The sequence below is a fragment of the Kribbella sp. NPDC048928 genome (genome assembly GCF_043197975.1).
Lineage (GTDB): Bacteria > Actinomycetota > Actinomycetes > Propionibacteriales > Kribbellaceae > Kribbella.
Genome location: NZ_JBICUC010000003.1, coordinates 650423 through 674437, shown reverse-complemented (window position 1 = coordinate 674437; position 24015 = coordinate 650423). Strand labels below are relative to the sequence as shown.

At 69.6% G+C, this 24015-nt stretch carries 22 protein-coding genes, 1 tRNA gene and 1 riboswitch; of the genes, 3 read left to right on the top strand and 20 right to left on the bottom strand.

Going from position 1 to position 24015, the window contains the following annotated elements; genetic code table 11:
• From ACGFI6_RS16635 to ACGFI6_RS16555, 17 genes are all read right to left on the bottom strand, one after another.
• Entirely contained in the window at window positions 1–516 is a 516-nt protein-coding gene (locus ACGFI6_RS16635; RefSeq protein ID WP_393119270.1) for a GNAT family N-acetyltransferase, read from the bottom strand.
• Window positions 513–2129, bottom strand: coding sequence for an IucA/IucC family protein (locus tag ACGFI6_RS16630; protein ID WP_393119268.1), 1617 nt, complete (start codon window positions 2127–2129; stop codon window positions 513–515). Before ACGFI6_RS16630 ends, ACGFI6_RS16635 begins: the two co-directional genes overlap by 4 nt.
• Window positions 2126–3631, bottom strand: coding sequence for a pyridoxal phosphate-dependent decarboxylase family protein (locus tag ACGFI6_RS16625; protein WP_393119266.1), 1506 nt, complete (start codon window positions 3629–3631; stop codon window positions 2126–2128). Before ACGFI6_RS16625 ends, ACGFI6_RS16630 begins: the two co-directional genes overlap by 4 nt.
• A gap of 130 nt (window positions 3632–3761) precedes the next feature.
• Entirely contained in the window at window positions 3762–6005 is a 2244-nt protein-coding gene (locus ACGFI6_RS16620; RefSeq protein ID WP_393119264.1) for a hypothetical protein, read from the bottom strand.
• 30 nt (window positions 6006–6035) lie between these two features.
• A tRNA-Thr gene (locus tag ACGFI6_RS16615) sits at window positions 6036–6107 on the bottom strand.
• Between the two features lie 15 nt (window positions 6108–6122).
• Window positions 6123–7421 (bottom strand): serine hydrolase domain-containing protein, encoded by a 1299-nt coding sequence (locus ACGFI6_RS16610; protein ID WP_393119263.1) that lies wholly within the window; start codon window positions 7419–7421, stop codon window positions 6123–6125.
• Window positions 7421–10261, bottom strand: a complete 2841-nt coding sequence (gcvP, locus tag ACGFI6_RS16605; protein WP_393119261.1) for an aminomethyl-transferring glycine dehydrogenase — start codon at window positions 10259–10261, stop codon at window positions 7421–7423. Before gcvP ends, ACGFI6_RS16610 begins: the two co-directional genes overlap by 1 nt.
• 82 nt (window positions 10262–10343) lie before the next feature.
• A riboswitch (glycine riboswitch) is annotated at window positions 10344–10433 on the bottom strand.
• 47 nt (window positions 10434–10480) lie between these two features.
• A complete protein-coding gene (locus ACGFI6_RS16600; RefSeq protein ID WP_393119259.1) occupies window positions 10481–11362 on the bottom strand; it encodes a dihydrodipicolinate synthase family protein in 882 nt (293 codons plus the stop codon).
• A 25-nt stretch (window positions 11363–11387) separates the two neighbouring features.
• A complete protein-coding gene (locus tag ACGFI6_RS16595; protein WP_393119749.1) occupies window positions 11388–11957 on the bottom strand; it encodes a MerR family transcriptional regulator in 570 nt (189 codons plus the stop codon).
• A 281-nt stretch (window positions 11958–12238) separates the two neighbouring features.
• Complete coding sequence (locus ACGFI6_RS16590; RefSeq protein WP_393119258.1) at window positions 12239–12730, bottom strand: bifunctional nuclease family protein; 492 nt, start codon at window positions 12728–12730, stop codon at window positions 12239–12241.
• Between the two features lie 9 nt (window positions 12731–12739).
• Complete coding sequence (locus ACGFI6_RS16585) at window positions 12740–13444, bottom strand: MerR family transcriptional regulator (RefSeq protein ID WP_393119256.1); 705 nt, start codon at window positions 13442–13444, stop codon at window positions 12740–12742.
• On the bottom strand, window positions 13431–13976 hold the full coding sequence (locus ACGFI6_RS16580) for an FHA domain-containing protein (RefSeq protein ID WP_393119254.1): 546 nt from the start codon (window positions 13974–13976) through the stop codon (window positions 13431–13433). The genes ACGFI6_RS16585 and ACGFI6_RS16580 overlap by 14 nt, the downstream gene beginning before the upstream one ends.
• A 138-nt stretch (window positions 13977–14114) precedes the next feature.
• Window positions 14115–14498, bottom strand: coding sequence for a glycine cleavage system protein GcvH (gene gcvH, locus ACGFI6_RS16575; protein WP_393119253.1), 384 nt, complete (start codon window positions 14496–14498; stop codon window positions 14115–14117).
• Window positions 14499–14566: 68 nt separating this feature from the next.
• Complete coding sequence (locus ACGFI6_RS16570) at window positions 14567–15412, bottom strand: DUF881 domain-containing protein (RefSeq protein ID WP_393119252.1); 846 nt, start codon at window positions 15410–15412, stop codon at window positions 14567–14569.
• A 2-nt stretch (window positions 15413–15414) separates the two neighbouring features.
• Complete coding sequence (locus ACGFI6_RS16565; RefSeq protein WP_130379362.1) at window positions 15415–15747, bottom strand: small basic family protein; 333 nt, start codon at window positions 15745–15747, stop codon at window positions 15415–15417.
• Entirely contained in the window at window positions 15744–16598 is an 855-nt protein-coding gene (locus ACGFI6_RS16560) for a DUF881 domain-containing protein (protein ID WP_393119250.1), read from the bottom strand. Before ACGFI6_RS16560 ends, ACGFI6_RS16565 begins: the two co-directional genes overlap by 4 nt.
• On the bottom strand, window positions 16595–17191 hold the full coding sequence (locus ACGFI6_RS16555) for a CDP-alcohol phosphatidyltransferase family protein (RefSeq protein ID WP_393119248.1): 597 nt from the start codon (window positions 17189–17191) through the stop codon (window positions 16595–16597). The genes ACGFI6_RS16560 and ACGFI6_RS16555 overlap by 4 nt, the downstream gene beginning before the upstream one ends.
• Before the next feature lie 139 nt (window positions 17192–17330).
• On the opposite strand from ACGFI6_RS16555, the gene ACGFI6_RS16550 reads away from it, so the two are divergent.
• Together ACGFI6_RS16550 and ACGFI6_RS16545 are read left to right on the top strand one after the other, a co-directional pair.
• Entirely contained in the window at window positions 17331–17699 is a 369-nt protein-coding gene (locus ACGFI6_RS16550; RefSeq protein ID WP_393119246.1) for a YciI family protein, read from the top strand.
• Window positions 17699–18919, top strand: a complete 1221-nt coding sequence (locus ACGFI6_RS16545; RefSeq protein WP_393119748.1) for an RNA polymerase sigma factor — start codon at window positions 17699–17701, stop codon at window positions 18917–18919. The genes ACGFI6_RS16550 and ACGFI6_RS16545 overlap by 1 nt, the downstream gene beginning before the upstream one ends.
• On the opposite strand, the gene ACGFI6_RS16540 is transcribed toward ACGFI6_RS16545, so the two are convergent.
• Together ACGFI6_RS16540 and ACGFI6_RS16535 are read right to left on the bottom strand one after the other, a co-directional pair.
• The gene (locus ACGFI6_RS16540; RefSeq protein ID WP_393119245.1) at window positions 18888–19658 is read right to left on the bottom strand and encodes a class I SAM-dependent methyltransferase; all 771 of its coding nucleotides are present in this window, start codon (window positions 19656–19658) and stop codon (window positions 18888–18890) included. The genes ACGFI6_RS16545 and ACGFI6_RS16540 overlap by 32 nt on opposite strands.
• Window positions 19659–19783: 125 nt before the next feature.
• The gene (locus ACGFI6_RS16535) at window positions 19784–20182 is read right to left on the bottom strand and encodes a VOC family protein (protein WP_393119243.1); all 399 of its coding nucleotides are present in this window, start codon (window positions 20180–20182) and stop codon (window positions 19784–19786) included.
• 57 nt (window positions 20183–20239) lie between these two features.
• Between ACGFI6_RS16535 and ACGFI6_RS16530 the strand changes: the two genes are divergently transcribed.
• Window positions 20240–20851 carry a GNAT family N-acetyltransferase gene (locus ACGFI6_RS16530; RefSeq protein WP_393119241.1) on the top strand — a complete coding sequence of 204 codons (612 nt, stop codon included), beginning with the start codon at window positions 20240–20242 and terminating at the stop codon, window positions 20849–20851.
• A 423-nt stretch (window positions 20852–21274) separates the two neighbouring features.
• On the opposite strand, the gene ACGFI6_RS16525 is transcribed toward ACGFI6_RS16530, so the two are convergent.
• Window positions 21275–23908: a DUF222 domain-containing protein gene (locus tag ACGFI6_RS16525; RefSeq protein WP_393119239.1), complete on the bottom strand. Its 2634-nt coding sequence runs from the start codon at window positions 23906–23908 to the stop codon at window positions 21275–21277.
• Between the last annotated feature and the right edge of the window lie 107 nt (window positions 23909–24015).

Genomic DNA, 24015 nt, shown 5'->3' with positions numbered 1-24015 from the left:
TCATGCCTCCTGCACGGTCCGGGTACGGACCATCAGTACTGCTGTCTTCTCGGGCAGCTGTAGCTCCCCGTGCTGGACGAAACCCGCTGCCGCGAACGCACGGACGGACGGGGTGTTCTCGATGTCCGGCTCGGCCACGACCCGCGTACAGGCCGGCTCGGACCGCAGCACCGTGTCGGCGACTGTGCGCAGCAGCCGGCGTCCCAGCCCCCTGCCGACGCGGGTGCTGTCACCGATCGCTACGTGGACGCCCCAGTCCTCGTCGTCGTACGCGTAGTACTCAGCCAGCCGGTCTTGCCGTACGCGGTACAGCTCGACGTACGCGAACTCCTCCGCGTCCAGCGTGATGACACAGGGCCTGGAGTGCTCCCCCGCGGCCTGCTGCTCGATCTCCTGCGCCCAGCGCTCCACAGACCAGCCCTGATGCCACCAACGGCGCACGTGCGGCTGAGCCATCCACAACGCGATCAGCGGGGCGTCGGGGGGAGCTGCCCGCCGCAGTTGGAACGACGTCACCGCAGCGGGTTCGGGATGTCGAGGTAGACCGACTGTGCGTCCAGTGGGGCCACTACCTCGTCGATACCGCGCAGCCGGGTCAGCATGTTCGCCTTGCACGGCAGTGTGTCCGCCTCGAGCCACCTGCGCGCCAGGCGATCGCCGTCGGGACCAGCTGACTTCAGCAGCGGCAGGGCGAGGGTCAGGCGATCCCGCACCACACTCAGCAGGTCGCTCTCGTCCGCGATCCCGTCCGCGGCCAGACAGCCCACCACCGCCAGCGCCTGGTTGTGCAGCAGGTAGTAGGTCAGTCGATCGTCGACAATCGGATCGTCCACGACCGCGAGCGTCGAGTCGTGCAGTCCGGTGACGGCCAGCAGGCCGCGCAGGTACGACGACGCGAGGTAGTACCCCTGGTTGTCGCGGTACGCACCGCCCCTGATCCGGCCCGCGCCGTCCAGCCGTACGAGCGTGTTCTGCTGATGCGCCTCGAGCCCGATGCCCGTCTCGGCGTACAGGTGCAGCATCGGAACCAGGACGTGGTCGATGTACGACGCCGTCCAGCCGAGCGGATCCTCGGCGGCGTACGTACTCAACCGGCTGACGCCACCGGGTCGTGGCGCGACCAGACCGGCGAGGCAGGCATAACTGTTGACGTCCGCCGGCACCTCCCGGACCGCGACGTCGAGACCGGTCAACGTCGGTCCACCTTCGTCAAGAGCAACCCACGCCGGGTCCCGGACGATCGTGAACCGCGGATGCGCGGTCGCCGTCCCAGCGTTGTACGCCGCATCGAGCAATCGATTGATCTCGAGGCCGCGGCGCAGCTCGGTCGGCGTCGACTCGCGCCGCGAGTTCGTGATCCGCAGCCCGAGCGACAGCTTCAGCATCACCGGCAGATCGGGATGGAACACGGTCCGCAGACTCGACGTCGGGTACCACTGCGCGCCGTGCGGGCCCAACGACTTCACCCGCCCCGCATCGACCAGCTCGGCGACCCGGGGCCGCTGCAGCACCGACGCGGCCTGCCACGGATGGGCTGGGATCAGCACCCGGCCGGCGGACGGGGTGATACCGGCCAGCGCGCCCATCAGCTGCACAACGTCCAGTCCCTGCAGCGAGGGCGCGCCGGCCACCTGGTCCGACGACACCAGCTCGGCATCGGCTTCGAACCAGTGCACAGCGAAACGGCCGCCGAGTTCCGGCGAGTACGCCGCCAGCTCGTCGCCGCTCAGTCCGTCCCGGCTCTTGGGGGCCGGGTGGTTCAGGTGCCCGAACAGCAACGCCTGCTCGAGCTCGAGGAAGCGCCCAGGACCGCGCTGCCCCTCGGCCTGGTCCACAAAGAGCGCGACGTTCCGTACCGACTCCGCCGTCCGGGCGGCAAGGTCCTCGACCTCCGCAGGATCGGCGTCCGCAGACAGCGCCCGCACCAACGCCTCAGGCGCCGGCGACACACCGTCCAGCAGTACGTCGGTGAACTGGTGCAACCCGGTCCGTGACGCATGCTCGGCCCGCGCCGTGACCGTCGAACCGCCGATGTCGAATGTCAACAATCCGGCAATGACCGGCACGGCCGCCTCCCGCGTGTAACACCGCAGGATCGCGTTCAGATGCGCCTCGACTGCAATGCTCACGCTGCTCCTTCGCCGGTCAGGACGTCGAGGCCGGTGGCCACGACCTGGTCGAGCAGGTCCTCGATGTCCGTCGCGGTGGCGTTCGGGTTCAGCAGCGTCAGCTTCAACGCGACCGCGGCCTGGTGCCCCGGAGCGTCGCCGCGGGCCGGCAGCTTGGTCCGGCCGATCAGCACCCTCCCGGACGTCAGCAACCGGCGCCGGACCTCGCCCTGGAGCGCATCCCTCGCGGCCGCGTCCAGGCCCTGCCCCGCGACCCGGAACAGCACCGTGGTCAGGGTCACCGGCGCCAGCAACTCGAGGTTGCTGTCGGCAACGACCCGGGCCGCGGCGGCGTGCGCGAGCTCGTGGCAGGTGTCGAGCATCCTGCCCAGCCCGGCCCGGCCGTATGCCGTCAGCGTGGTGGCAACCTTGACCGCATCCGGACGGCGCGTGGTCTGCAGGCTGCGTCCGAGCAGCCCGTCCAGGCCGGAGTCGATGTCGTCCGCCGGATTCAGGTAGTCGACCGACCGGTCGAAGGCCGCGAACCGGCTCCGGTCCGCCACCAGCAGCACGCTGGTCGCGGCCGGCTGCCAGCCGATCTTGTGCAGGTCCAGCGTCACCGAGTCCGCCAGCGACACGTCCGCGAGCAACGGCGCCAGCCGCTCGGAGAACAGCGCCCCGAACCCGTACGCCGCGTCGACGTGCAGCCAGGCCCCGTACTCCCGGGCCAGATCCGCGATCGGCGCAATCGGGTCGATCGATCCGAAGTCGGTCGTACCGGCAGTGGCGACCACAGCGACCGGCGTCCGACCCGGCTTGGCGAACTCGTCGGCGAGTACGTCCGTACGCATCCGGAAGTTCTCGTCCGAGGCGATCGTGATCGCGGCCTCCTCACCGAGCCCGAGCGCGGCGCAGGCCCGCTGGACCGAGAAGTGCGCAAGCTCGGAGCAGAACACCACGGGCCGTTCGAGCCCCTGCAGCCCGTTGCGCCGTACGTCGATGCCGGCCGCGGCCGCCGCGCTGTCGCGGGCGATCAGGACTGCGAGCAGGTTCGAGATCGAGCCGCCAGGCGTCAGTACGCCGTCCGCCTGCGGGCCGAAACCGGCCAGCGTCGCCAGTGCGCGCACCACCCACTGCTCGATCGCCAGCGTCGCGGGACCGGAGTCGTACGTGTCCATCGAGGCATTCGAAGCCGACGCCAGTGCGTCCGCGTCGACCGCGACCTGGAGCACCGGCGGCTGCAGGTGCGCCGCGGCGTGCGGGTGGCTCAGATCGATCCCCTGCTCGTCGAGCAGGCCGGCGATCAGGTCGAGCGCTGCAGACTCCCCCACACCGGTCGACGGCACCCGCGGCTCACCGAGCGCGTCGGCGGCGCGGCGCAGTACTGCTCCCGGAGAACCGTGCGGCAACGGTCCACGCTCCCGGTTCGACACCGTCGAGGCCAACGGCCACCGCGCGGCGAAGGGATCGTGGATGGGGACGGGCGAAGCGGTCACGGCGGTCAGACGCACGGGCTGCGACATCCAGTTTCTCCCGGAGATGTTGTTGAGTAAGGCAACCCTTACTAAGGCAGCCCTAACTTTTACCCGGCTCACTCACCGTGTCAACTCGGCCACGTCCGAAGTGGCCATCCTCACGATCGACGCGCAGCGGTCAGGTGAGGGACGGTAGGCACCAGTGCGGGCCGGCGCTCCAGCCGAGGAGCCGGCGGCCGCCGTTCGAAGTGTGGCCGCGGGAGTCGAAGCGCTCCCCTGCCGCGACGTCCAGCAGGCCCCGGACGGCCGGCTTGAAGCGAGGGCTGAGCACCCGTGCGCGCTCCTCCACCCGCGTGAGGACCTCGGTCGGGTCGCAGTAGCTGAGAAAGAAGATCCCCTGGCGCCAGGCGTACGCGGTGTTCTTCACGCCCTGGTACGACGGTGTCTGGGTCTGGCGCTGGATCGCCCACCCGAACGCACGGTCGGCGAGATCGGGAGCGGCCTCGCGGAGCCAGTCGGTCAGGTCGAGCGCATCGATCAGTACGGCGAGGTTGTGGGTGGTGAGGATCTGGCTCTGCTCGAGCACGGTCCCGTTCTCGGCGACATACGGGGGGTTCTCCGATGTCCGCGCCTCCGCCGCCCGGCGGCCGCACGCCTCGGCGAAGTCGTCGGCCGTCACCTTGCGCCAGTGCAGCAGCGAACGATGCTCGGCTGCGGGCCACGCCGCGGGCAGGTCGTAGTACCGCGCGTACAACGTTCCGGACAGCACCCGGCCGGCGATCGCCGCCGCTTCGCGCCACTTCGCCGTGAAGGTCCCCATGAAGATGTCGGCGGCAACCTCCTCGACGAACGGCAACCGGTGGCCCGCCTGTGCGGCCAGCGCGCCGAACTCGCGGACCAGCGGATTCGGCAGGATCGTCTGCGGGAACGCGCCGAGCGCGACGGTCGTCGTCTCGCGCAACGTCTGGTTCGCGGCGCGCGTCGCCTGCTCGCTCTGGTCGCGGTAGAGCGCGACGGCGGCGATCCACGGCAGCTCCTCGAACCGCACCTGATGCTCGAGGTTGAGCAGCAGCAGGCTCCGCCGGCGCCGGAACGCCGCGTAGGTCTGCGCGTACGCCGAGGCCAATGCCTGATCCGCGAACCTCGCAGCGAGCAGCTGCGAGGTGACCTGCGGCAGTACTTCGGCGAGCACCTCGCCGGATCCGATGACGCCACGCTCCACCAGCTCACCGATGGGCGCCTCGAGTGCGCGGGCCGCCTTCGCCATCAGGTGCGCCGGCATCTCCGCACCGGCCGCCGCAGGCGCCTCCGTACAGTCGACGGGCCCCGCGACCGGACCGAGCTCGGGCAGGCCGCCCTCGCGCGGAAAGACGTCGAGCCGGGTGCTCAGTACGTGCGCCAACGTCGCGTACGTCGGCTGCGCGACCACCTCGCCCTGCATGGCCCGCAACGTCGCGCGCGCCTCCGATCCAGGTGCGCCGTGGGCGTTGATCGTGTTCGCGAGTGCGCGCCGGATCCAGCCGACATCACGTCCGGTCAGCGCCGAACTGCCGTCAGGGCAGTCCTCCAGCAGCGCCTGCAGCCGCGCGAAGTTGCTCCGCGGATGCCGCGCGCGGTTGAGCTCGGCGGCGCTCTTGAAATCGTCCATCCACAGCCGGCGCCGCTCGGCCCAGTCGTCAGGCCAAATGCGACACGGCCATCCGCCGCTGACCGTCCCGTCGATGAGGTACGGGAGGTCGCCGTCGACCGTGTCGCACCAGAGCGCCACCAGCCGGTCGTACAGCGGATTCCAAACCTCGAGGGTCTCGCGCATCGCGGCGATCTGCGGGCGGACCTTCGCCTGCCGAAGCTGGGCACGGATCTCGCCCACCGCGTTTCGCCGGACCACCGCCCCGGAAGGCGCCGCCGAGACCGTCGGCGTGAACCGCAGCCGATGCATCAACGGACGCAGCTCCGCGACCAGATCGAGCGCCGCGGCGAAATGCCCGTGCTCGAGCAGCCAGGCGACCACCAGCATCGCCGACTCCTCGGGTACGTCGACGCGATAGCAACCGGTCCGCAACGCCTGTCCGAGCTCCGCGAGACCCTCGTCGCCGAGATACCACAGGTTGAGCCGCTCCCGATCGGTCTCCCCCGGCGCATCGGCGGGCAGCCGCGCGAGCTCGTCGTCCCGCAGCGGGGCCTCTGCCAGGTACCGCCCGGTCGCGAACCCGCCGGTCACCACCTCGAGCGTGACCCACACCGGCGTGTCGGCGACCGGCGTCCGCGAACCCACCGCGAGCCGGCCGGAAGCCATCCCGTCCAGGACGTTCCGCCAGGCGTCGACCCGGACCGCCGCACGCCGGCGTACCGCCGGATCGTCCGCAACCAGCGCCCGCTCGAGCGCGTGCCGCAGCCGGCCCGTCGCGTACCCCTCCGACATCCGGAACCCCCGTTCGCTGGACCGTCGCAGACATGGAGGCAGGACTCGAACCTGCGCCCTCCCGGTAACGAGCCGGGTGATCTACCCCTGATCTACTCCATGCAGTTTCGCTACAGCCTAACGACCGTACGGTGTTCTGGTAAGGACAAATGTGGCTACGGTGAGTTGCTTGATGGTTCCGTTGGCGCGGATCACGTGGAGTTTTTCGCCCGCGAGGTAGCCGTCGCGGCCCTCGTACAGGTCCGGTCCGAGCGGCGTGAGGCGGGTCGTGAGGCCACCGGTCAGTTGGAGGATCCCGGCGCAGACCGAGATGGTGAGCGGCGTGTTGCCCCAGTACCAGTGGCCGAGCAGGTCGGTGCCCTGGGCAAGCGGTGGCTCCGGCACCCACTCCTGCGTGATCGGCGGTTCGTACGTGTTCACGATCCGGATCAGGTCCGGCGCCAGCGACGCCACCCGCCCGTACGTCGCGTTACCGAGCGTCACCGCGCCGACCCGGCGGACCCGGTCGACGAACAGCCCGGCGAGGAAGCCCGGCATCGACCCGGTGTGACCGATCAGCAGCTGCGGATCGTCCGCGATCAGCCGCAGCCCGAGGCCGTACGACGCGTTCAGCCCCTCGCGCGGATCGGACGCGACCGGCGTCGCCATCTCCTCGACGGTGTCCCGGCACAGCACCTCGTGCACCGGGTCGATCCAGAACGCCGCGTACCGCGCCAGGTCCTCGATCGTGCTCCACAGCTGTCCCGCCGGCGCCATCGCCCGCGAGTCGTACGCCGGCTCCGGGTCAAGTTGCCGACTGAACGGGTGCACCGAGAACCCCTGCGCGGCCGGCGCCTCCGGGAAGTACGTCGTACGCCGCAGCTCCAACGGACCGAGAATGCGATCCTGAACCAGCTCCAGCCAGGACGCCGCACGCAGCCGCGCGACGATCTCGCCGAGCAGCCCGAACCCTAGGTTCGAGTAGTGGTGCCTGCGATCCGCCGGACCGGCTGCCTGCGACTCGCTCATCGCCGCGGTCAGCTCGTCGAACGACACGCCCGGGTTCCGCTCCCACCACGGCCCCTCGGGCTCCGCGTTCATCCCGCCGCTGTGCGCGAGCAGGTGCCGGATCGTCAGGTCCCCGAACGCGACCCCCGGCAGATGCTTGCCGACGGCATCGTTCAGCGACAGCAGCCCGTCGTCCCGGCACTGCAGCACCAGGATCGCCGTCATCGTCTTGGTGATCGACCCGATCCGGTACTGCACGTCCGGCCCCGGCAACCCGCCGTCCGCGGTCGCGAACCGGCCCCGCGCCCCGGTCCACGCCAGGGCGCCGTCCTGCAGCACACCGGCGTTGACCGAAGGCAACCGCGAATCCCCCTGCGCCGCCGCGATCTCCGTGAACAGAGCAGCAGCGGTATCAGAGCGCAGCGACATTACTCGAAGGCCTCCGGGGACGGGCAGGAGCAGATCAGGTTGCGGTCGCCGTACGCGCCGTCGATGCGGCGGACGGGCGGCCAGTACTTCGACGCGCGGTCCACCGAGCGCGGGAACGCGGCGTCCTCGCGGGTGTAGGCGTGCTCCCACTTGTCGTTGATCACCGACTCCGCGGTGTGCGGCGCGTTCACCAGCGGGTTGTCGGCGGCCGGCCACTCCCCGGCCGCGACCCGGTCGATCTCGTGCCGGATCGCGATCATCGCGTCGCAGAACCGGTCCAGCTCGCCCAGGTCCTCGGACTCGGTCGGCTCGACCATCAACGTGCCGGCCACCGGGAACGACATCGTCGGCGCGTGGAAGCCGTAGTCGATCAGCCGCTTCGCGACGTCGTCGACGGTGATCCCGGTCTCCTTGGTCATCGGCCGCAGGTCGAGGATGCACTCGTGCGCGACCAGGCCGTTCTCACCGGTGTACAGCACCGGGAAGGCGCCCTCGAGCCGCTTCGCGACATAGTTCGCGGTCAGTACGGCGGCCTTCGTCGCCTCGGTCAGCCCGGACGCACCCATCATCCGGATGTACGCCCACGAGATCGCGAGCACGCCCGCGGATCCGAACGGGGCCGCGCTGATCGGGCCGACGCCGGACTCGGGACCGGCCTGGTCGAGCAGCGGGTGGCTCGGAAGGTACGGAGCGAGGTGCTCAGCGACCGCGACCGGGCCGACGCCCGGACCGCCACCGCCGTGCGGGATGCAGAACGTCTTGTGCAGGTTCAGGTGGCTGACGTCGCCGCCGAACTCGCCCGGCTTCGCCAGCCCGAGCAGAGCGTTCAGGTTCGCGCCGTCGACGTACACCTGGCCGCCGTGGTCGTGGACGAGCCGGCAGACCTCGCGGACGCTCTCCTCGTACACCCCGTGCGTGGACGGGTACGTGATCATGATCGCGGCCAGCCGGTCGGCGTGCTCGGCCGCCTTCGCCCGCAGGTCGTCCAGGTTGATCGTGCCGTCGTCGTTGCCCTTGACAACGACAACCTTCATCCCGGCCATCACCGCCGACGCAGCGTTCGTACCGTGTGCCGATGCCGGGATCAGGCAGACGTTGCGGTCCAGGTTGCCCTGCGCGCGGTGGTAGCCACGGATCGCGAGCAGGCCGGCCAGCTCACCCTGCGAGCCCGCGTTCGGCTGGATCGACACCTTCGCGTACCCGGTCACCTCGGCCAGCCAGCGCTCCAGCTGGCCGATCAGCTTCACGTACCCGGCCGCGTCCTCGACGGGCGCGAACGGATGCAGGTCCGCGAACTCCGGCCAGGTCACCGGCTCCATCTCGGTGGTCGCGTTCAGCTTCATCGTGCAGGACCCGAGCGGGATCATCCCGCGGTCGAGCGCGTAGTCCTTGTCGGACAGCTTCCGCAGGTACCGCAGCATCGCGGTCTCGGACCGGTGCGTGTTGAAGACCGGGTGCGTCAGGTACTCCGTCGTCCGCGACACTGCGATGGCCGCCGCGCCGAGCGTGTCGTCGTACTGCCCGCCGAAGGACTGGCAGACCCGGGTCAGCGTCGCGACGTCGGTCTTCTCGTCACAGGAGATGCCGACGTGGTCCGCGTCGACGAGGCGCAGCCAGATGCCGTTCTGCCGGGCGGCGTCCACGACGTCGGCGGCGCGGCCCGGCACCCGGGCGAGCACGGTGTCGAAGAAGTCGTCGTGCACCACCTCGACGTCGCTGGCCCGCAGCGAGGCGGCGAGCTTGCCGGCGTACGCGTGCACGCGCTCCGCGATCGCGCGCAGACCCGCCGGCCCGTGGTAGACCGCGTACATCGAGGCGACCACCGCGAGCAGGACCTGCGCCGTACAGATGTTCGACGTCGCCTTCTCGCGACGGATGTGCTGCTCGCGCGTCTGCAGCGCCAGCCGGTACGCCGGGGCGCCGTCCGCGTCGACGGAGACGCCGACCAGTCGACCGGGCAAGGACCGCTCGAGGCCGGTCCGGACCGACATGAAGCCGGCGTGCGGACCGCCGTAGAACAGCGGTACGCCGAAGCGCTGCGAGGACCCGATGACGATGTCGGCGCCCGCCTCACCCGGCGCCTCGAGCACCGTCAGCGCAAGCAGATCGGAGGCGACGGCGACGAGCGTGTCGCGGTCGTGGGCCGCCGAGATCAGCGGCTTCAGGTCGCGGACGGCGCCGTTCGAGCCCGGGTACTGCACCAGGACGCCGAAGAAGTCGCCCTCGGGCAGCCCCTCGGTGGTGTCGTCGACGACAACCTCGATCCCGAGCGCCTGGGCGCGGGTCTGCACGACCGCGATCGTCTGCGCGAAGCAGTCGGCATCGACCAGGAAGCGGTCGGACTTACTCTTCCTGTTCGAGCGGTGCGCCAGCGTCATCGCCTCGGCGGCCGCGGTGCCCTCGTCGAGCAGCGACGCGTTCGCGGTCGGCAGACCGGTCAGGTCGGAGACGACGGTCTGGAAGTTCAGCAGGGCCTCGAGGCGGCCCTGGGAGATCTCCGGCTGGTACGGCGTGTAGGCGGTGTACCAGGCGGGACTCTCGACCACGCGGCGGACGATGACGGACGGCGTGAAGGTGCCGTAGTACCCCTGGCCGATCATCGAGGTGGCGATCGTGTTGCGGCCGGCGAGCTGGCGCAGCTCGGTCAGCGCGTCCACCTCGGAGGCCGGTTCGGGCAGCCGCAACGCCTCCGCGGAACGGATCGAGGCCGGGACCGCGGCGTCGACGAGCGCGTCCACGTCGTCGTACCCGAGGAGCTCGACCATCCGGGCGATCTCGTCCGGGCGCGGTCCGATGTGCCGGTCGGCGAAGGTCGCCGAAAGCTGCGGGGTGTCGTTCACTAGAGGCTCCGATGCTGACTGGATGCTGACTGTCGCTGCCGGGGGCCTCCCCCTCTGTCACGCGTCTGCGCTCCAGAGTCGCCTGCGACACTCGGTCCATGGGCCTGAGAGGTTCCGGGGAGGAATTGCCCCTTCGGCGCCCGATGACACGGGTCTCTCCCGAGTGCTGTGAACGGCTGCCTTGAGGCTACCAGGAATGTCAGGACAGTTCAGAACAGGTCAGAACAGCTCGGGCAGCAGGCTCCGGGCCGCGGGACGCGCCGCCGCGACCTGCTCGGCCGTTGCCGCCTGCATCGGCCAGCGCACCCGGGTGCCGACGTCGGCCCAGTCACCCACCGCGGCGAGGAACTTGTCCAGCGCCGGGTTCGAGAGGCCGGCCTTCTGCAGCGGTGCGACGTGCGCGGCGAAGAACTCCGCGATCCGGCGCTCGACGTCGAGGTCCTGAGCGGTGGCGACCGCGCCGTCGGGTGACAGCGCCGCCACGTTGGAGTAGCTGCCGTGTGCGCCGAGCAACGACATACTCGCCAGGAAATGCCCGGGCACGAAGATCGCCAGACCGGAGCGCACGGTCTCGTCGAACCAGGTCTTGTCGCCGCCTGCAGTCTTCAGCCCGATCAGACTCGGCACGGCCGCGGCGAGCTCGGCCAACTGCCGCGGCGCAACCGTCGTCTTCGCATGCGGCGGGTTGTACAACACGAGGGGCACATCTCCCGCCATCTCAGCCACCCGTCGCAGGAAGTCGAGCAGCTCGCCCGGGTTCAAAGGCAGCCAGTCCGGGACGATCAACTGGATCGCTCCGGGCGCCAGCTTCGCGGCCCGCTCGACACGGGACAGCTGCACCTGGGCGGACGGATGGCTGGCCCCGATCTGGAACGGCTTACCGGTCGCGGCCAGTACGTCGTTGATCCGATCGAACTCGTCCTCGGTCAGCGTCTGGAACTCCCCCGCCGTCCCGTGGGCGTACAGGCCGGCGACCTCGGACCGGCTCAGGACGTCCGCCTGAGCGGACAACCGGGCGAAGTCGATCGAGTCGTCGGCGTCCAGGGGTAACAACAAAGTCGCCCACACACCGCGGAGCGAGTCAGCAGTGAGTGGGCGCACAGGAAGAAACTAGATCACACCTGGCTCAGCCCGTCATGCGGGCACGACGGCGGGCGGCGAGTTCGTCCGTAGCGTGGTCGTCGGCCTCGTCCTCGCCGTGGCCGTCCGCACGCTCGGTCGGCAGCTCGGACAGCGAGCCCTCAACCTCCCGCCAGACACCGCCGAGCGCGATGCCGAACACGCCCTGGCCGCCGGCCAGCAGGTCGATGACCTCGTCCGGCGAGGTGCACATGTACACCGAGGCGCCGTCGCTCATCAGGGTGATCTGGGTCAGGTCGTCGAAGCCGCGCTTGCTCAGGTGCGCAATCGCGGTCCGGATCTGCTGCAGCGAGATCCCGGCGTCCAGCAGCCGCTTGATCACCTTCAGCAACAGTACGTCGCGGAACCCGTACAGCCGCTGCGTCCCGGAGCCGGTCGCCGGCCGGACCGACGGGGAGACCAGGCCGGTACGGGCCCAGTAGTCGAGCTGCCGGTACGTGATCCCGGCCGCGGCGCAGGCCGTCGGACCCCGGAACCCGACGTCCTCCGGCATCGGCCGCAGGTCGTCGTCGAACAGCAGACCCTGAACGCCGGCGGTTGCCGTGGCCTCGGCCATGGCTTCGGCGTGCGCGTCGGAAGCCGACTGCGCCGTCAGATCCGTGTCCCCGGTGCGTGTCACGCCTGAGCCTCCCTGGATACCGACTGGAACGAGTCATCTCCGTGGAGTGACAGCACTCCACGACTTCTTCACGGTAAGCCGCCGCCCGAGGCGGGTCAACGACAACCGCACCGAGCCGGGAGCGTGTCGCGACCGCCGTACGAATCGTTACCTGGTCGAACTTGTGGCAGAACGTGTGGCCGGCCCGGGGCAGGTTCTGTCAGCGCGGGTCGGCTCGGTCAGCTTTTGTCGAAGTCCTCGGGGGTGACCTGGTCCAGGAACTCCCGGAACCGCTCGACCTCTTCTTCCTCCTGCACCTCGTCGGTGCCGGTCTCACTCTCCGGAACCGGCACGCCGGCCTCGGCGAGGATCTCCTCGGTGCAGAACACCGGTGTCCCGGTCCGCAGCGCCAGCGCGATCGAGTCCGACGGCCGCGCGGAGATCTCGGTCTGGTCGTCGAAGACCAGGATCGCCTCGAACACGCCGTCGGTCAGGTTCACGATCCGGACCTGGCTGAGGGTGTGGCCGAGCACACGGATGGTCTCCGCGAACAGGTCGTGGGTCAGCGGCCGGGGCGGCTCCATGCCCTGCTGGGCGAAGGCGATCGCACTCGCCTCGGCCGCACCGATCCAGATCGGCAGGTACCGCTCACCGCCGACCTCCCGGAGCAGCACGATCGGCTGACTCGAGGGCATCTCCACCCGGACTCCGACCACGTCGACTTCGCGCACACCTTCAGCCTACTCCGAGGGGTGCGGCAGGCGGGAGCGGACCAGCGCGGTGTGCAGCCGTACGGTGAGCGCGGCCAGCTCCGCGGTCTGCTCGGTACGCCGCGGGCCGGTGACCTGTTCGATCAGGCCGACCTCCCGGTCCGCCGCCGTCCGGAACGCCCGCAGGTGCCGGGGTTCCAGGCCGTACGCCGCCAGTTCGGCCGCGACCTTCGCGATCACGATCGCGTCCCCGCTGTAGTGGTTGCCACCGGCCACCACCAGGCCGTGGCTCTCCAGCTCGGCGAGCAGCTCGGCCGGGACACCGGCGGCCGCCCGCAGCTCGTCCCGGGTCAGGCGCAGTTCGGTGCCCGCGGCATCGAAGTCGTCCGCGACCGGTTGCCCGGGAGTCTGCGGCAACGAGCTCGGCGCGACCGGCGGACCGGCGGCGGCCGGCTGCAGCCCGCGGTCGATGGCTCCGAGGTGTTGTTTGATCACCTTCAGCGGCAGGTACTGGTCGCGTTGCACGGTCAGCACGTAGCGCAGCCGCTCGACGTCGGCCGGGCTGAACTTCCGGTAGCCGGACGCGGTCCGCGACGGCGTCACCAGCCCCTCGGCCTCCAGGAACCGGATCTTGGAGATCGTGACGTCGGCGAACTCGTCCTGGAGCAGCTGCAGCACCTCCCCGATGCCACGACCTGCACCGGGGTTGTCGGCAGCCGGCTCAGGCCTGGCCACTGGCGTAGTACACCAGCCGGTACTTGCCGATCTGGACCTCGTCGCCGCTGTTCAGCTGGACCTCGTCGATCCGGTCGCGGTTCACGTACGTCCCGTTCAGGCTGCCGACGTCGCGGACCTTCACGCCCTGCGGGTCCCGGCGGAACTCGGCGTGCCGGCGGGACACCGTCACGTCGTCCAGGAAGATGTCGCTGTCCGGGTGCCGGCCCCCGGTGACCACGTCGACGTCGAGCAGGAACCTACTGCCCGCGTTCGGCCCGCGCTGGACGATCAGCAGGGCGGATCCGGCCGGCAGCGCGCCGACCGCGGCCGCGTCGTCGGCGCCCAGCGGCTCACCGGTCTGCTCCGGTTCCGGCTCGGCGCCGATCGGGGTCAGCATCGCGGTGTCGGTGACGCCCGGTGTCTGCTGCGGCTGGACCGGTGGCTGGGGCGCCGCCGCCGGGCGGTCCGCGCCAGGCAGCATCGCTCCGCACTGCGAGCAGAACCGGCTGCCCTCGGAGTTCTCGTGCCCGCACTGGTTGCAGAACGGCATGCTGTGATCCTCCCGATCGCCGGTGGTCCGGCGACGTTTTCGATAGACCCCGTATTGACAGTGTGACGCGCTCGAAAAACCCGAGGGGGCCTCAACCCTCGAGCAACGGTTGAGGCCGGTAACGCTATCAGTCTGTGGTCAGCCCTGGTCGAGCTGGCCCTGGTACGCCTCGGCGTCCATCAGGGCGGCCACCTCGGCGGCGTCCTCGACGTCGATGTCGAGCAGCCAGCCCTCGCCGTACGGGTCGCTGTTGACCAGGTCCGGCTGGTCGGCCAGTGCCTCGTTGACGGCGGTCACGGTGCCGTTCACCGGGGCGAACAGGTCGCTGACGCTCTTGGTCGACTCGAGCTCGCCGCAGGCGTCGCCCGCGCGCACTTTGGTGCCGACGTCCGGCAACTGCACGTACACGATGTCACCGAGCTGGTCCTGCGCGAAGTCGGTGATACCGACCCGCACGGGTCCTTCCTCGCCGGCCTTCAGCCACTCGTGCTCGGCCGTGTACTTCAGGTCTTCGGGGTACACCTTCGTTCCTCTTTCGCTCAAGTACAGCAACAGGTACAGCTACTGGCACAGGTACAGGTACTGATCAGCTACTTGGTCGGGCTGGGCGCCGGGTGAGCGTAACGATGCTCCTCCGGCGCGTGCAAGGCGGTGACGGAGACGCTCTCCAACTCGTTGACCTCGGCCGTTCCGCCGACCTGCGGACCGGTCACCTCACTCACCAGACCGCCCGGGAAGTTGGCCGCCTCGGCCAGGTTGTGGGACTCCCCGATCGCCTCGATCGTGTACGGCGAGACCAGCTTCTTGCCGTCGACCCGGATCCCCGGCGCGTCGTCGACGAAGTCCGTACTGGCCACCACACGCACCTCCCCGTTGATCTGGACCGCTTCGGCACCGGCGTCGCGCAGCTCCTCGATCGCGTCCAGCAGGTTGCTCGAGGTCATCTTGCCCTGCGGGTCGTTCAGCGTGATCCGGACCCCCGGGCCGACCGCGGGCATGGTGCCGGCCAGGATGCCGAGGGTACGGATCTGGGCCTCGGCCTGTTCGCGGGCGGTCTGGGCCTTGTCGGCGCTGGAGGACAGCGAGTTCTTCCGCTCCTCGAGGTCGGCGATCTCGCTCTCCAGCCGGCGGGTGTTCTGCCCGAGGCCGTCGAGGATCGCGATCAGGTCCTCGCGGCGGGCGTTCTGGTACCCGTCGTCGGCGCGGTTCACCCGGACCTGGACGACCGCGACGCCGCCGACCAGCGCGAGCACGACCGCGACGATCGCCTGCCCACGGGACGGCTTGAACCCGGCCTTCAGCCGCCGCAGCGCCAGGTTCGGCGTCCGCTTCTTCGGCATCGGCGTCGGGACCTCGGGCTGCCCCGGATCAAGTGCCGAATCAGGTCCCGGATCAGGCTTGACGTCCGGCTTGGGGTCTGGGGTGTCTTCGCTCATGATCAGGCCCGGAAGATGTGCCGCCGGATCGCGGCCATGTTGGTGAAGATCCGGATCCCGAGCACCACCACGACGCCGGTGGACAGCTGCGAGCCGACGCCGAGCTGGTCGCCGAGGTAGACGATCAGGGCCGCGATCAGCACGTTGGACACGAACGAGACCACGAACACCTTGTCGTCGAAGATCCCGTCCAGGAACGCGCGCAGCGCCCCGAACACCGCGTCCAGTGCGGCCACCACCGCGATCGGCAGGTACGGCTGGGCCCAGTCCGGTACGTCGGGTGCGACCAGCAGGCCGACGACGACACCGATCACCAGACCGAGGACGGCGATCATCTCGGCCTCACCTTCGCGTAGCGCAACGCGATCGTCGCATCGGCCGGCACCAGCAAGGAATCCTCCGTCGTGATCGTCATCCGGACATCGAAGTTGCTCACCAGGTACTGCACCCACTGCCCGCCCGAGCTCTGCGCGAACCGGGCCGGGATGGTTGCGGTGTCACCGATCGCGAGCACCGTGTACGGCGGGGTCAGCGAACTGTAGTCGACGGTGATGGCACTGCCCGCGCCGCGGATCGCGGTCAGCGAGGTGAGCCGGTGACCGTTCACCGAGATCGCCTCCGCGCCGGCGGTCCAGAGACCGTTGACCAGTTGCTGCAGGTCGACGTCGAGCAGCCGGCCTTCCTTGTCGTCGGCGTTCTTGGCGTCGTCGATGACCGCCTTGATCCCGGGACCGGTGACCGAGATCGCGCCGGTCTGCAGCTCGAGGTCGTCGAGCTTCTGCTGCAGGGCGGTGCCCGCGCTGTCGTTGCTCAGTCCACTGGCCTGCAGGCGGCGGACCTCGTCGGCCAGCTGGGACTGGTGGTTGCGCAGGTCGGTCAGCCGGCCGTCGGCCTGGTTGACGCGGTCGATCAGCTCGTTGCGCTGCTTCTCCGCGGCCGGGGCGCTGCGATAGTTCTGTGCGGCGGCGACTGCGAGGAGGAAACCGAGCACCGCCGCCGCGACCACCAGCATCACCCGGTGCCGGGACCGGACCTGCTTACCGCCCTGGCCGGAGCGGGTCTTGGCGGCGACGGCGTACCCCTCGTCGATGGGGTGCGCCATCAGGTTGTTCAGCAGGGACATCGACGCGTCGACGCGCCGAGGGGTCGTCTGCTGAGGCGTTTGCTCTGGGGCTTGCTGGGTCACCCGGCCGAGTCCTTGATCGGTTTGACGGTCTGGACCAGGTGCCGCAGTTGCGCGAAGTACAGCGCGCCGGCCCAGTAGTACAGACCGGTACCCCAGATCGCGAACGCCCAGCCGAACACGCGGGCGAGCAGGTTCAGAGTGCTGTCACCGTCGCCGAGCAGGAGCAGCGGGAACGCGTACAGCAGGCAGAAGGTGGCGGACTTGCCGAGGAAGTGCACCGGCAGCGCGTTGAAGCCGCGGCGGTGCAGGGCGGGCAGCGTGAGGGTGAGCAGCACGTCCCGCAGCGGCAGCGCGATCGCCAGCCACCACGGGATGATGTCGCGCAGCGCCAGGCCGATCACGGTCGCGAAGATGTACAGCCGGTCGGCGACCGGGTCGAGCATCTGGCCGAGGCGGCTGGTCTGGTTCATCCGACGGGCGATCTGGCCGTCGGCCCAGTCGGTGAAGCCCGAGACGGCGAGCACGAGCAGCGCCCAGCCGTCGGCCTGCGGGCCGAGGACCAGCCACAAGAAGAGTGGCACCCCCAGCAACCGCAGGAAGCTGAGCGCGTTCGGGATCGTCCACACCCGGTCGGACACTTCCAAGTCCGGCACGCGACCCCTCCCTCTGTCCACCCTGCTGTCCACCCTGGATACCCGTCGTAACTGTACTGGGGCATGCCGACAGGTTTGCGTCCGGCGTACCGGGGGCAGGCACGGATCGATACCCAAGGGTGACTCTTACGCTGGGAGCATGAAGTTCCTGGTGCTGATCTACGGCAACCCCGAGTCCCGTGCGGTCTGGGACTCGCTGACCGACGAGCAGAAGAAGGAAGGCATGGCGGGGTACGCCGCCCTGCACGAGGCCCTCGCCAAGGACGACGAACTGGTCGCGTCCGAATCGCTCGACGACCCGGCGCTCACCAAGCAGGTGCTGGTCCGCGACGGCAGGCCGCTGACGACCGACGGCCCGTTCGCCGAGGTGAAGGAGCAGCTGGCCGGCTTCTATCTGCTGGACTGCGACTCGATGGACCGCGCGGCCGAGATCGTCGCGCTGATCCCGGAGGCACCGTTCAGCGTTGTGGAGATCCGTCCGGTCCGCGACCTCGGTGCGTACATGTGATGCTCGAGGAGCTGCTCCGCGAGCAGGCGCCTCAGGTGCTGGCGGCGCTGGCCCGCCGGTACGGCGACTTCGACGCGTGCGAGGACGCCGTACAAGAGGCCCTGCTGGCCGCGTCGTTGCAGTGGCCGAGCGAGGGCGTACCGGCGAATCCGCGGAGCTGGCTGATCACGGTCGCTTCCCGGCGCCGGATCGAGGTACTGCGGAACGAGGCGGCCCGTACGCGGCGGGAGGAGACCGTCGCGTCCTGGTCTCCCCCGGATCCCGCGTCGTCGGAGGACGACTCGCTGACGCTGCTGATGCTGTGCTGCCATCCGGCGCTCACGCCACAGTCCCAGGTGGCGCTCACGCTGCGTGCTGTCGGCGGGTTGACGACTGGTGAGATCGCCCGGGCGTTTCTGGTGCCGGAGGCAACGATCGGGCAACGGATCAGCCGGGCGAAGGCAAAGCTGCAGGATGCGCGGTTCGCGCTGCCGCCGGCGTCCGAGCAGCCCGAGCGGCTGGCTGCCGTACTGCATGTGCTGTATCTGATCTTCAACGAGGGCTACACCGCGTCATCCGGTCCGTCGCTGCACCGCGTCGAGCTGTCCGCGGAGGCGATCCGGCTGACCCGCCAGTTGCGCGCTTTGTTGCCGGCCGAGGGTGAGGTGGCCGGCTTGCTGGCGCTGATGCTGCTGACCGACGCACGGCGACCGGCACGGACAACTGCGGACGGTGCGCTGGTGCCGTTGCCGGAGCAGGACCGGTCGGCGTGGGATACGGCGGCGATCGCGGAGGGCACCGAGCTGATCGAGGCGACGTTGCGGTCTGCACCGGTCGGGCCGTACCAGTTGCAGGCCGCGATCGCCGCGGTGCACGACTCCGCCGCGGAAGCCGGCGAGACCGATTGGCGCGAGATCCTGATGCTGTACGAACTCCTCGAGTCGACCGCGCCCGGGCCGATGGTGACGCTGAACCGGATCGTCGCGGTCGCGATGGTGCACGGTCCGCAGGCCGGGCTGGCGCTGCTCGACGACGTGGATGCCGCGCTCCAAGGTCACCATCGGCTCGCGGCCGTACGGGCACATCTGCTCGAGCTGGCCGGCGACGGAGCAGCTGCCCGGGAGGCGTACGAGCTCGCCGCGCGGCTCACGCAGAGCACTCCCGAGCAGGTGTACCTGCTGGCCCGTGCCGCTAGTGCGACGCGGGGCACTAGTACGGGAGCGTCGGGCGGCCCCAGCTGATCTCGGCCTGGACCTTCAGCTCCAGTACGTCGTCCGTCGCGTACGGGCGGACCGCCTCCTCGACCATCGCGTCGAAGTCGGCCGCCTCCTCCGGCGACATCAGGTCGCGCGCCAGGCTCGACGTTGAATGGAACTGCTCGACATAGTCCTGCACCTGCTGGTGATAGAGGACGGGCTCGGTGCGCGCCGTACCGGTGAGGTTGAGCAGTCCACGGTCCCGGATGGCGTCGACGACGCTGTACTTCGGGTCGTGGTCCTTCTTGCGCGAATGCTTCCGGATGGCCTGCACCACACCGTCCCACCAGGGCATGTCCACCGGCCCGTGCTCGATGACCGCCAACTGACCGTTCGGCGTCAGGTGCGGAACGATCCGCGCGAACGTCTCCTCCCACGGCATCCAGTGGATGCTGGCGCCGGCCGTCACCAGTGCGTACTGGCCGTCGAGATCGGCGGACTCGATCGGGTTGACCTGCCAGCGCAGGTTCGGGTGGTCGCCACCCGGCCGCCGCCTGCCCACCTCGACCATCGGCGCCGAGAAGTCGATCGCGTCGACCTGCTCGACCCGCGGCGCCAGCGGACGCGCGATCGCGCCGTCACCGGCACCGATGTCGAGCACCCGGCGCGGCTCGTCGGTGATCAGCGCGACCAGCCGGTCGAACACCTCGTCCGGGTACGGCGGCCGATGCTGGTACGCCTCCGCAACAGCCTCCTGCTTGAACGTCACCGCAAGCTCAGTCATGCCTCGGAGAGTAGCCCGCGCACGGGACGCTCAGCGGCGCCTTCTGCTGTCGGCCAACCGTTCTGCTGCGAGCGAATCAGGCTCCCCCGGCCCCGGCCCCGGGACCGTGCGGCTGCGGTTCGCGGTCAGGGGCGGCGGGTGGTGGTCTCCCAGACGGTGGCGTGCTGTTCGAAGTACTGCGGATCGGAATGGACCGGGATGACGCAGAGCAGGTGACCGCCCGGCGCGCGAAGGGTGTGACAACCCTGCCAGTCCGCGATCTCCACCGCACCCAGCGCGGTCAGGCGGGCAACCTCGGCCGGTACGTCGTCGGTCTCGATGTCCAGGTGGTAGCGCGGCTCGTCGTCGACGGACTGGATCGCGGTCACGTACCCGGGAACCGCGTCGTGCAGGCTGATGAACTGCGGCTCCCCCTCGGGCGACGACGTACGAACGCCGAGCGCCTTCGACCAGAACGCCGCGGCGGCGTCCACTTCACTGCGCTCGACGTCGATCAAGAACGTGGAAACTCGGCTCCGATGCATGCCGACCAACGTAGTTCCGGACGGTGGTCGTCCGGAACTGGGTTTACCGTGCTTGTCATGCAGGTGATCGAGGAGACGCAGGTGCGCGTCATACCGGCCAACGAGGCGTCCTGGGAGGACCTACAGCTGGTCTTCGGTACGGCCGATGCCGGGCAGTGCCAATGTCAGCGGTTCAAGATCCGCGGCTGGATCTGGCGGGACTCCACCCTGGACGAGCGGATGACCCGCCTCCAGGACCAGACCGCCTGCGGCACGCCGGACGCACCGTCGACGACCGGGCTGGTCGCGTACGTCGACGATGAGCCGGCCGGTTGGGTCGCCGTCGAGCCGCGCACCTCGTACCCGAAGCTCCGGACCTCCCGGATCCCGTGGACGGACCGGAACGAAGACAAGGACGACGAGAGCGTCTGGGCCGTCACCTGCATGGTCGTCCGCAAAGGCTTCCGTGGGCGCGGACTCACCTACCATCTGGCCCGCGCCACGATCGAGCACGCCCGCAGCCGCGGCGCCCGCGCACTGGAGGCGTACCCAATGCTCACCCAGCCCGGCAGAACCATCACCTGGGGCGAACTCCACGTCGGCCCCCACCAAGCCTTCGAAGAAGCCGGCTTCCACCAACAAACCCATCCCACCCTCCGCCGCACAGTAATGCGCATCAACTTCCCCTAACCACCAGCAGCCCCCGCCCACCCCGACACCACCCGCACACCGCACCACCAGCGAGCCAGCCGCCAGCCGCCAGCCGCCAGCCGCCAGCCGCCAGCCAAAGCCTCACCGCCCCACCCGCACCCCGCACCCCGCACCCCCAGAGAGGTAACCGCCCCCAGGCACCTCCCTCCACCCCGACAAACACAGACACCCGCCAGGACAAGCCTTCACGCCAGAGGGATGCAGACAGCTCCCGCAACGTGCCCCAACGCCAGACGAACACGCACGACCACCGCGACACTCTCCACACCAGACGAACACGCACCACTCCAGGACGCGCCTCGACGCCAGAGCAACGCAGACGACTGCCAGGACGCACCCGACCCAGACGAATGCGGACGCGCCTCCGCACCAGCGGGATGCGGGCGGCTGGTCTGCCGGTGGTCAGATCGTCGCGAAGGACGGGGGTCCGATGTCGGGCTCGGCCGCAGCGTTTCCGTCCCAAACCGCGAAGCGTGCAGCCTCCGCGTAGGTAGCGGCATCCGCCCGCCAGCGGCTGGCTCGCCCACCCGCCACCGCAACCAATCCCATCCCGCCGGTCATACCCATCCCGCCGGTCCCGCCGGTCGCTCCGATCACATCAGTCGCCTCCGCTGCGCCCATCACATCGGTCGCCTCCGTCACGCCGGTCATATCGGTCGCCTCCGCCGCCTCCGTCACGCCGGTCATATCGGTCGCCTCCGCCGCCTCCGTCACGCCGGTCATATCGGTCGCCTCCGCCGCGCCGGTCACATCGGTCGCCTCCGCCCGGCCGGTCATGTTGGTCGCCACCGCTGCGCCGGTCATGTTGGTCGCCACCGCTGCGCCGGTCATGTTGGTCGCCTCCGTCGCGCCGGTCACGTCCGCCACCGGTAGGTGGTTCGTCTGCCCACCCGGTACACCGCCCGCATCCGCCGTGGCCAACCGGTTCGCCACGCTCGCCACTCCGGCTGCGCCCGCGGCACCCGTGGCACCTGTCGCGCCCGCGGCACCCGTCGCACCGCCGGCGCCCGCTGAGGCAGCGGCGGCAGCCGGGGTTGGGGGCTTGGCTGTGGCGGGTGGTTGGAATGGGGCGGGTCTTGGTGGGCTTGGACGACTCAGGGGTGACGGGTCGGCCCAGGTCGGGCGGACAACGTGTACTACGCCGTGCGTGATGGTGATGATCCAGCGGCCGTTGTGCAGGTCGGTGTGATGCCGTCGGCACAGCAGCGCAAGATTGTCGATCGTGGTACTTCCGCCGTCCAGCCAGGAGATCAGGTGGTGTGCGTCGCACATGATCGGCGGCGCTCCACAGACAACGCAGCCGCGGTCGCGGACGTTCAGAGCACGTCGGATGGATCGCGTGACGAGTCGTTCGCTGCGACCGACGTCCAGTGGTTCGGAGTTCGAGCCCAGCACCAGTGGAATGATGTTCGCGTCGCACGCCAGCCGACGGATCGCGGCAGCGGACAGCCCATCACCGTAGACGGTGTGACCGACCGCATCCGCAGTCGCTGCTTTCAGATCCTCCAAGTCAATCGTGACGGTGATGTTCGCCTTCGCTCCATACCCCGCTACCGGCTGCCCCCGCCCACCAGCACGACTCGCCACACCACCCATCCCAGCCCCGACAACTCCCACAGCCGCCCCTGCTGGATCGTCCGGTCGCGTGTCGGCCGGCCCTGCAGTCGGTGGTGCTATATCAGCCGGTCGTATGCCGGTTGGTGCGATGTGGGCCGATGCTCCTGGACCGGCCGGCGCCACGTCGGCCGGTCGTGCGTCGGCTGGTTGTGCTGCAGCGGCCGGCGCCGTGTCGGCTGGCCGTGCATCGGTCGGCGCCGCGTCAGCCGGTCGCGTGTCGGTTGGTGAAGTACCTGCCGATGCCGCGTCGACCGTTGGTGCGGACCGCGCCGTGTAGGCCGGCACTCTGTCAGCTGGCCGTGCATCGGTCGGCGCTGCGTCGGCTGGTTGCGTATCTGTTGGTGAGGTGGCAGCCGGTGCTGTATCGGGCCAGGCTGTGTCGGCTGGTGCTGTGTTGGCTGGTTGTGGGGTGGCTGGTTGTGGGGTGGCTGGTGGGGTGGCTGGTGGGGTGCAGGGCTTGGTGTTGGTGTGGGTGTCCCAGGCGGTGGCGGCGATGGTTAGGGCGGTTGAGAGAGCGTCTGCCTGGCGCTTGTCGCGGGAGCGGGGGTCTGGTTCGCCGTCGACAGTCTTGTGGGGGCGGGCGCCGGCGTGCACTACTGCGCGGAGGAGTTCGGCGTTCTCGTTGGCGAGGTATCCCTTGAACTTCACGCCGCGGTCCGCCGACATCAACGTCAGCGACTCACGTGCGGCGGCCTTCTGCTCCTCGGGCTCGGGGCCGTCGGAATCGAGCAGGTCACAGACCTCCCTGATCGCGGACCGCAACTCTCCCGGCGTCAGATGAGCTGCCAAGGCGACGAACTGTTCCTCGACAACATCCAGATCCTCGACCGGAACCCGCGAACGTACCCGCTCGAGCTCGGACACGATCACCGCAGCCTGCGCAGTCCGCATCGGCCGCACCCGCCGAACACCAGCCCCTGCAGCCCCGACAGCCCCTGCAGCCCCTGCAGCCCCTGCAGCTCCCGCAGCTCCCGCAGCTCCACCGTCACCAGCCTCGTTGGCGTCGTCGTTGCTGTTGGCGTCGGTGCTGTCGTTGGTGCCTGGTTCGTTGGTGTCTGGGTTGATGGTGTCTGGGTTGATGGTGTCTGGGTTGATGGTGTCTGGGTTGATGGTGTCTGGGTTGGTGGGGAGGTCGATGCCTTCGGTGAGTGCGGTGCCTATGGCGGCGTATTTGGGGAGGGCTCTGGCCAGACGGACGTCGCGCCAGACTTCGGCGCGGTCTCGCCGGTATCGCTTGGACACCAGGTCGACGGCGTCGCGGGCGCCGAGCTCCTGGGCGTAGCCGGTGTCCTCGATGCGGGCAATCAGCTGCAGGCGGAGCTCTTCGAGCCGGTTGATCTCGGCGTCGACCGAGTCGAAGGCAGGCATGACCTCGCCGTCGCTCAGCGACACCACCGATCGCCCGTCAAGAACATCCATGCCCACAACAGTACCCGCGCCGTCCGACAGTTTCCAAGCCAGATCCCCTTATTTACAAGGGAATTCGGGAAGATTTAGTTATCCACAGATTTGACGGTTGGGAAGTA

Bases quoted from the DNA above. Each gene is read 5' to 3' on its own strand.
- ACGFI6_RS16625 (WP_393119266.1), bottom strand. From the start codon at position 3,631: ATGTCGCAGCCCGTGCGTCTGACCGCCGTGACCGCTTCGCCCGTCCCC.
- ACGFI6_RS16570 (WP_393119252.1), bottom strand. From the start codon at position 15,412: ATGAGCGAAGACACCCCAGACCCCAAGCCGGACGTCAAGCCTGATCCG.
- ACGFI6_RS16540 (WP_393119245.1), bottom strand. From the start codon at position 19,658: ATGACTGAGCTTGCGGTGACGTTCAAGCAGGAGGCTGTTGCGGAGGCG.
- ACGFI6_RS16580 (WP_393119254.1), bottom strand. From the start codon at position 13,976: ATGCCGTTCTGCAACCAGTGCGGGCACGAGAACTCCGAGGGCAGCCGG.
- ACGFI6_RS16610 (WP_393119263.1), bottom strand. From the start codon at position 7,421: ATGTCGCTGCGCTCTGATACCGCTGCTGCTCTGTTCACGGAGATCGCG.
- ACGFI6_RS16620 (WP_393119264.1), bottom strand. From the start codon at position 6,005: ATGTCGGAGGGGTACGCGACGGGCCGGCTGCGGCACGCGCTCGAGCGG.
- ACGFI6_RS16545 (WP_393119748.1), top strand. From the start codon at position 17,699: ATGCTCGAGGAGCTGCTCCGCGAGCAGGCGCCTCAGGTGCTGGCGGCG.
- ACGFI6_RS16565 (WP_130379362.1), bottom strand. From the start codon at position 15,747: ATGATCGCCGTCCTCGGTCTGGTGATCGGTGTCGTCGTCGGCCTGCTG.
- ACGFI6_RS16530 (WP_393119241.1), top strand. From the start codon at position 20,240: ATGCAGGTGATCGAGGAGACGCAGGTGCGCGTCATACCGGCCAACGAG.
- ACGFI6_RS16535 (WP_393119243.1), bottom strand. From the start codon at position 20,182: ATGCATCGGAGCCGAGTTTCCACGTTCTTGATCGACGTCGAGCGCAGT.
- ACGFI6_RS16550 (WP_393119246.1), top strand. From the start codon at position 17,331: ATGAAGTTCCTGGTGCTGATCTACGGCAACCCCGAGTCCCGTGCGGTC.
- ACGFI6_RS16595 (WP_393119749.1), bottom strand. From the start codon at position 11,957: ATGGCCGAGGCCACGGCAACCGCCGGCGTTCAGGGTCTGCTGTTCGAC.
- ACGFI6_RS16525 (WP_393119239.1), bottom strand. From the start codon at position 23,908: ATGGATGTTCTTGACGGGCGATCGGTGGTGTCGCTGAGCGACGGCGAG.